Raw genomic sequence first — 6,066 nt, 5'->3', positions numbered from 1 at the left:
ATATTATAGTAAATAAAATATATAAGGTTAAGATTATATATGTCAGCATTAATCAACGGTATCTGAGAGTATTTCCCCCACCTTTAAAGTTTTTCCTCCTACTGTTACCTCATCATCATCAACTAATTTCCGTCCTCTCCGTGTTTCAACTATCCCATTAACTTTAACCTCACCATCAACAATCATCCATTTAGCTTGACCTCCAGTAGAGGATATGCCCGAAAACTTCAAAAACTGGTCGAGTTTAATCATTTGCTTTTACCAACTAATTAAAAAGTATCATCTATAGCAATATATCAGAATTTAGGATTTTGGCAACAAATTAAATTCTTGCAAAGCCGGTAAAAAGTTTTTATTCTCATGACTAGGACGACTGAGTTTAATTAAGGCAAACCGTTGTAAGATAGTTAGGCTTTTCCATGCCTCAATTGTAATTATCACACCTATTTCTTGAGCTTTTTCGTGGACACTGTGAGGAATAGTGGTAACATCTACCCATGCTGGATTAGCTTCAATTGGTAATTCAGCTACAGGTTTACCAGTCAGTTGCAGTACCAACTCTTGAATATAATGTCTATAATCATGAATTTGAATATCTGTATCACAAGGTAATGTCATTAAATTTTGACGTGATTCTTGATTCATCAGATTCCATTGGGCTAATTTCAGCTTAATACCGCAAGTATCTAGTTTGTAGCGCACTTGCATAGAAATACAACGCCAAGAATCAATAAAATCCGCTTCAAATTCAAAAAATTCTGTCATAAAATTGGTGATAATTATAAAATATAGATTTATATAGCAATCCTAAACAAGATGTATTCATGTAACGTGCCGTAGGCATACATTTCTCCTTTTCTCTTCCTCTGTGATCTCTGTGCCTCTGTGGTTCGTTAAAAACAAAATATAATATGTAGCTATTATAAATGATTTATGAGAAAATACAGTTAATTTTTATTAAATAGAATCCAAACATCATGAATATTGATTCCCGGTATGATGTTACGACTATTGTTTTAGCAGGTGGTAAAAGCACTCGCATGGGTAGAGATAAAGCCTTAATTCCCATAGGCGGTGTACCCATGTTGCAATTAATTTGTAGTATTGCAGAAGCTTGTACTGATAAAGTTTATATCGTCACTCCTTGGCCAGAACGTTATCAAAAATTGCTCACACCTAACAGTAAATTTATTCCAGAAGTTCCTTTACCTGAGGAAACTGGCAATGAACCTCGAACACATGGACCACTTGTAGGTTTTATGCAAGGGTTAGCAGCAGTGGACACAAATTGGGTTCTGTTATTAGCTTGTGATTTACCAAATTTGCGACTAGAAATATTACAAGATTGGATATCTCAATTAGAGACAATTCCAGACCATAAAATAGCGGCTTTGGTACAAAATAATCAAATTTGGCAACCTTTATGTGGTTTTTATCGCCGTCGTTGTTTACCGGAATTAATTCAGTATATTGCACAAGGTGGACGTTCTTTTCAGCAGTGGTTAAGGTCTGAGAATGTCGAAGTATTGCCTTTGGAAGATCCCGAAATGCTATTTAATTTTAATAGTGCTGTGTAAGTATTTATTTAGGCTCACTATAGTTAGTTTTTGGTAAATAAAATAATTGGTAAAATAGTGATACTAAAATCAGTTAATGCGGTGATAACTGAGTTGTAACTATTATGAATATGCGTAATTTCTCTCTAGGATTTTTAGAATAAATTGCTTTATAGTAAGAATAATTGACTCAATTTCCCAACCGATTAGAATCAGCCAATTATGATATCTAGTATTACAGATTTAGCAGTAAAAGCTGCTATTGCATCCATATCTTCCGAGTCAGCAACAACAGCAGAAAAAATCCAAATGCTGATAGAAATTGGCACAGGCTTTCAAAAAAAGCCGAAAACAGCCCAAGATTTACACAATGCAATCGGGCTATTTGAGCGTGCATATCAGATGTGTGGCGGGGAGGATCTTTTACTGAAGGCACGGGCTAAGGTGGGCATTGCAGGGACATTACAGATGATTCCTGATGGGGATTCCCAACTTCTGCAACAAGCACGGGCAGATTATGAAGAAGCTTTGCCCATTTTACAACAATTGGCAACGGCGGAGGAAGTAGCCGCAGTGCAGATGAATTTGGGATTGGTTTTACAATCTCTTGTTCCCTATAATTTAGCCCAGATAACTGAGAGTATTCATGCTTATCATCAGGCTTTGCGGGTGTTTACTTGGGAAGATTACCCCCAAGAATATGCGATTTTGTATAATAACATAGCGATCGCCTATCTTTCCATGCCCATGTCATCGGCACAAGAATCTTTACGTCAAGGTTTAGCAGTTCAATCCTTTGAAATTGCCCTCAAGCATATTAACATAATTGACCATCCTAGAGAGTATGCAATGTTGCAAAATAATTTAGGAAATGCCTTACAATATCTAGTGAGTTCCCATCCTGTAGAAAATAATTTACGCGCTGTCTTAGCCTATGATGAAGCTTTAAAAGTGCGTAATCTTCAAGATACACCGTTAGAATATGCTAATACAATTTCTAACAAAGCTAACCTCCTCTTCAACTTACCCGATGACCTCGAAAAACCAGAATTAGGGAATCCCCAAAATCTCTTAAAAGCAGAAGAATACTATCAAGAAGCTTGGCGAATATTTACAGAACATAAGCAATTAGAACAAGCCGAAATAGTAGCCAAAGCCCTACAAGATTTAACCGCAGAAATCCAGGCATTTGCTTTAAATTAACCCCAAAATAGGAGAATGACTATGTTTGATTTAGTTAATGATCCAGGATTTGTCAAATTCTTGCATAGTTTAAATACAGAATTAAATCTCACCACAGGATTTACTTGGTTAATCATCGCAGCAATTTTATCAATGATTGGTGGTGCAATTGGCGGAATTATCCTTGCGGGTAAAGATATAGGATATCAATTTGCAGCCACAATTGGTAGTTTATTTGCACCAGCAGGAGTAATTCCTGCGGTAATTTTAGGGTTATTTATCCTGAATTTATTAGCCAATCATTAGGAGCATATATGTTAGAATTAAGTTGGTTTTCTGTTAAGTTATTTTTCAAGGGTAAACTATTCCGTGACCCCATATATTTTCTGCGTCAAACTATTATTGCTAGTGGTATTGGCACGGTTATATTAGTATTATTAGCACAAGCATCAATTCCTCTTTGTATTCCCATTAGTGTAGCTAGTTTAACGACAGGTGCAATTATGCCCTTTCTCTTGCAAGATTTTAAAATGAAATGAGGTTTTAATAATCTCTCTAAATAAATCCGTAGGGGCGCAGGGCCTGCGCCCTAAACTAATTTCAAAATAACCAATAGACATCTCCGAAAATTAAATACGCGTGACATAAAACCCCTGTAGAGACGTTCCATGGAACGTCTCTACAATCTTTACCGGAGATGTCTAATTAACCCCAGATAAACCCATAAAAATAATGAATAATCTTGAAGAATTGATTACAGATATCAGTCGGTTTGAAGCGATTATTGCTAACTGGGATGAAAGTCAACGTTGTGTAGCTGTGGGGTTACAAAGAGCAATTGAATCTCTACATAAAGCAGCACTAACTAATTTAATTAAAAGTCTTAAACAAGAAAATATATTAGCCTTACGTCATGCTGTAGATGATGAAATTGTTTATGCAGTTTTGTTATATCACGATTTAGTTAAACCGCCATTATCAGAACGTATCCAAACAGCATTAGCAGAAATTCGTCCCAGCTTACAAAGTCCACCTCAGAATGAATTCTGATAGCCTGCGTGGCGAAGCCATGGCTAATATCAAAAGTCAGCTTTAGCTGACTATACTCAAAACGGCTAGAAGCTGGACTTTTTTATCATACAAAGAACAAGGTTCAAAGCCTCTCCAGTATTAAATATTATTCCTTTTCCCTCTCCTCTTAGGAGAGGGTTAGGGAGAGGTGCAAAGGAGAGGTTTACCAGAGGGGTTTCATATTTGGTTAATCTTCCACATCAAACCATACAGGAGAAATATCATCAACCTGTCCATTATAATTAATAGTAATTTCCTGACCTTCCCGAATATATTTATAAGCAACAATATCAATGATATTTTTCGCAAAATTCTTAATATAAAGTGCATTGGGATGATAAGAATGATTAAAAAGAGAAGCAAAACCTAAACCTATTGCCCCGCTTTCTCCATGCCAACCAAAATAATAATTTAATAACACCGTCTTAGTAATTAACTTAACTTGCTGTTTAGGAATAATAATCACAGGGGATGTTTCAATTAAATCTCCTTTAGCAAACTCTTGCTGGGCAAATATACCTCTACCTTTAGTCTCTGTATCACGAAATACTAGCATATAGCAATTCTGTCATGGATAAGAATGATTTTTGACTAGCCACTACAGATAAACGCAGAGAAAATAAATATCAGATCCCCGACTTCTGAACATTGTTTGATAGTTTATAAACATGATTACAAAAGAAGTCGGGGATCTTGGCTGCTATAGCTACTATAAGGTCAATGATCAAAGATGTAGTCATAATTTCCGTAAATTTTAATTTTCTGTGCGAAGTTGATAATATTCATGTTATTATAAATATCCCATGCTAACTATCATTGGTTGTGGCAATCTGAATCGGAATGATGATGCTGTTGGCGTAATTATTGCCCAACGTTTACAGCAACATCTCGCCCAAAATCCTCACCCCAACATCCGCGTTTTTGATTGTGGAACTGCGGGAATGGAAGTGATGTTTCAAGCGAGAGGTAGCGAAAGATTAATTATTCTTGATGCTAGTTGCACAGGTTCAGAGGCAGGTGCTATATTTAGAGTCCCAGGGAATGAACTAGAAGCACTGCCCGAACCTAGTTACAACTTACATGATTTTCGTTGGGATCATGCCTTGGCTGCTGGGAGAAAAATCTTCTTAGATGATTTTCCCCAAGAGGTGACAGTCTATTTAATTGAAGCTGAAAATCTGGATTTTGGACTGGAATTAAGTCCTATTGTGCAACGTTCTGCTAATTTAGTTTTTGCCGAACTAATTATAATTATCCAACAGAATGTGATGGCTTAATCAACAATCTCAAATCCTCAATTACATCAGATCCAATCACGATAAACTGGCAACTCATCTACTCTCATTTCAAAGGGTACAGTTTGAATGTCGGGAGGACAAACCCGGATTTTGGCACTACTAACAATGCCATAAAGAACATTTGCCATAGGGACAATTTGTTGCAAAATTTGCCAGTTAGTAACTTGGTCAGGGCATTCAATTACTAAAGTCAAAATACTCGCGTGAGTTGTGGTATACCAACGACAATTAGACAACAAACTATGAATAATGCGATCGCATCCTTCATAAAAGTATTTGCTAATTGAATGTTCCAGTTGTTGCCGAAGCATAATATCTGCTGATGTTGGCTGTATAGGGTGCTTATCATCAGCATGGAATTCAGGTTCTGTTGTCGCCATTTCCCGTTATTTTCCTATTTATTTACCAATTGCCATTGCGTACAAGATGTCCTTATTGGTTTCTAGAAAGGACTGGGTTTCATCATCATAGAAAGCACCAATACCACTCCAATCTATTCCCCAATAGTTGCTAAATAAATACACTCCCTGTCCGACAAATCCGGCTAATTGCATAGCAGTTTGATAACTCAAATAATCGGACACAAAAAACTCTCGTCACAGCACAATCTCTAGCCATAGCTTGATTGATGTACAAATAACCTGTTTTTTCCCGAAAGTTACCTGCTTTAATGAGATGTGTATTTTTATATAACCCTGGTGAAATTCCCTCGATATCATGCACCACTGAGTAAATTTCTATTTCCTCAAAATTCTCTGTTGGGATTGGTTGTTGAACTGCTTACAAAATTTGCCAATAGATATTTTGAGGAATAGACTGCTTTTGAAAACGCCTAAGAGGTTGTTTGAAAAGTATCAGATGAAACCCATAATCTCCAAAAACCTAACCCCCCTGCCCCCCTTCCCTACCAGGGAATGGGGTTTTCAAAGCCTCTCCCCGCGTCGGGGAGAGGTTTGGAG

Annotated in this window: 9 protein-coding genes and 2 pseudogenes; 6 read left to right on the top strand and 5 right to left on the bottom strand. The window is 36.8% G+C overall.

Annotated features, from left to right (window positions below; all coding sequences use genetic code 11):
• Nucleotides 1-48: 48 nt before the first annotated feature.
• Both IQ228_RS18835 and IQ228_RS18830 read right to left on the bottom strand, forming a co-directional pair.
• Entirely contained in the window at nucleotides 49-252 is a 204-nt protein-coding gene (locus IQ228_RS18835; protein WP_027401675.1) for an RNA-binding S4 domain-containing protein, read from the bottom strand.
• Nucleotides 253-303: 51 nt separating this feature from the next.
• Nucleotides 304-765: a nitrate reductase associated protein gene (locus tag IQ228_RS18830; RefSeq protein WP_193963917.1), complete on the bottom strand. Its 462-nt coding sequence runs from the start codon at nucleotides 763-765 to the stop codon at nucleotides 304-306.
• A 212-nt stretch (nucleotides 766-977) separates the two neighbouring features.
• On the opposite strand from IQ228_RS18830, the gene IQ228_RS18825 reads away from it, so the two are divergent.
• From IQ228_RS18825 to IQ228_RS18805, 5 genes and pseudogenes are all read left to right on the top strand, one after another.
• A complete protein-coding gene (locus tag IQ228_RS18825) occupies nucleotides 978-1,577 on the top strand; it encodes a molybdenum cofactor guanylyltransferase (protein WP_193963916.1) in 600 nt (199 codons plus the stop codon).
• 201 nt (nucleotides 1,578-1,778) lie between these two features.
• A complete protein-coding gene (locus IQ228_RS18820) occupies nucleotides 1,779-2,759 on the top strand; it encodes a hypothetical protein (protein ID WP_193963914.1) in 981 nt (326 codons plus the stop codon).
• Nucleotides 2,760-2,780: 21 nt separating this feature from the next.
• Nucleotides 2,781-3,044: a hypothetical protein gene (locus IQ228_RS18815; protein ID WP_027401671.1), complete on the top strand. Its 264-nt coding sequence runs from the start codon at nucleotides 2,781-2,783 to the stop codon at nucleotides 3,042-3,044.
• An 8-nt stretch (nucleotides 3,045-3,052) separates the two neighbouring features.
• On the top strand, nucleotides 3,053-3,277 hold the full coding sequence (locus IQ228_RS18810; RefSeq protein ID WP_027401670.1) for a hypothetical protein: 225 nt from the start codon (nucleotides 3,053-3,055) through the stop codon (nucleotides 3,275-3,277).
• Between the two features lie 193 nt (nucleotides 3,278-3,470).
• Nucleotides 3,471-3,767 (top strand): annotated as a pseudogene (locus IQ228_RS18805) (hypothetical protein); the annotation flags it as partial.
• A gap of 229 nt (nucleotides 3,768-3,996) precedes the next feature.
• Here IQ228_RS18805 and IQ228_RS18800 read toward each other — a convergent pair.
• Nucleotides 3,997-4,365, bottom strand: coding sequence for an SET domain-containing protein (locus IQ228_RS18800; RefSeq protein ID WP_193963912.1), 369 nt, complete (start codon nucleotides 4,363-4,365; stop codon nucleotides 3,997-3,999).
• Nucleotides 4,366-4,612: 247 nt separating this feature from the next.
• On the opposite strand from IQ228_RS18800, the gene IQ228_RS18795 reads away from it, so the two are divergent.
• Complete coding sequence (locus IQ228_RS18795) at nucleotides 4,613-5,086, top strand: hydrogenase maturation protease (RefSeq protein ID WP_193963905.1); 474 nt, start codon at nucleotides 4,613-4,615, stop codon at nucleotides 5,084-5,086.
• 26 nt (nucleotides 5,087-5,112) lie between these two features.
• On the opposite strand, the gene IQ228_RS18790 is transcribed toward IQ228_RS18795, so the two are convergent.
• Nucleotides 5,113-5,487 (bottom strand): hypothetical protein, encoded by a 375-nt coding sequence (locus tag IQ228_RS18790; protein WP_193963904.1) that lies wholly within the window; start codon nucleotides 5,485-5,487, stop codon nucleotides 5,113-5,115.
• 18 nt (nucleotides 5,488-5,505) lie between these two features.
• A pseudogene (locus IQ228_RS18785) lies at nucleotides 5,506-5,944 on the bottom strand (SagB/ThcOx family dehydrogenase); the annotation flags it as partial.
• Between the last annotated feature and the right edge of the window lie 122 nt (nucleotides 5,945-6,066).

Origin of the sequence: Dolichospermum sp. LEGE 00246, from assembly GCF_015207865.1 — a bacterium.
Lineage (GTDB): Bacteria > Cyanobacteriota > Cyanobacteriia > Cyanobacteriales > Nostocaceae > Dolichospermum > Dolichospermum heterosporum.
The sequence above is the reverse complement of the archived record's forward strand: the minus strand, read 5'-3'. Positions and strand labels throughout refer to the sequence as shown.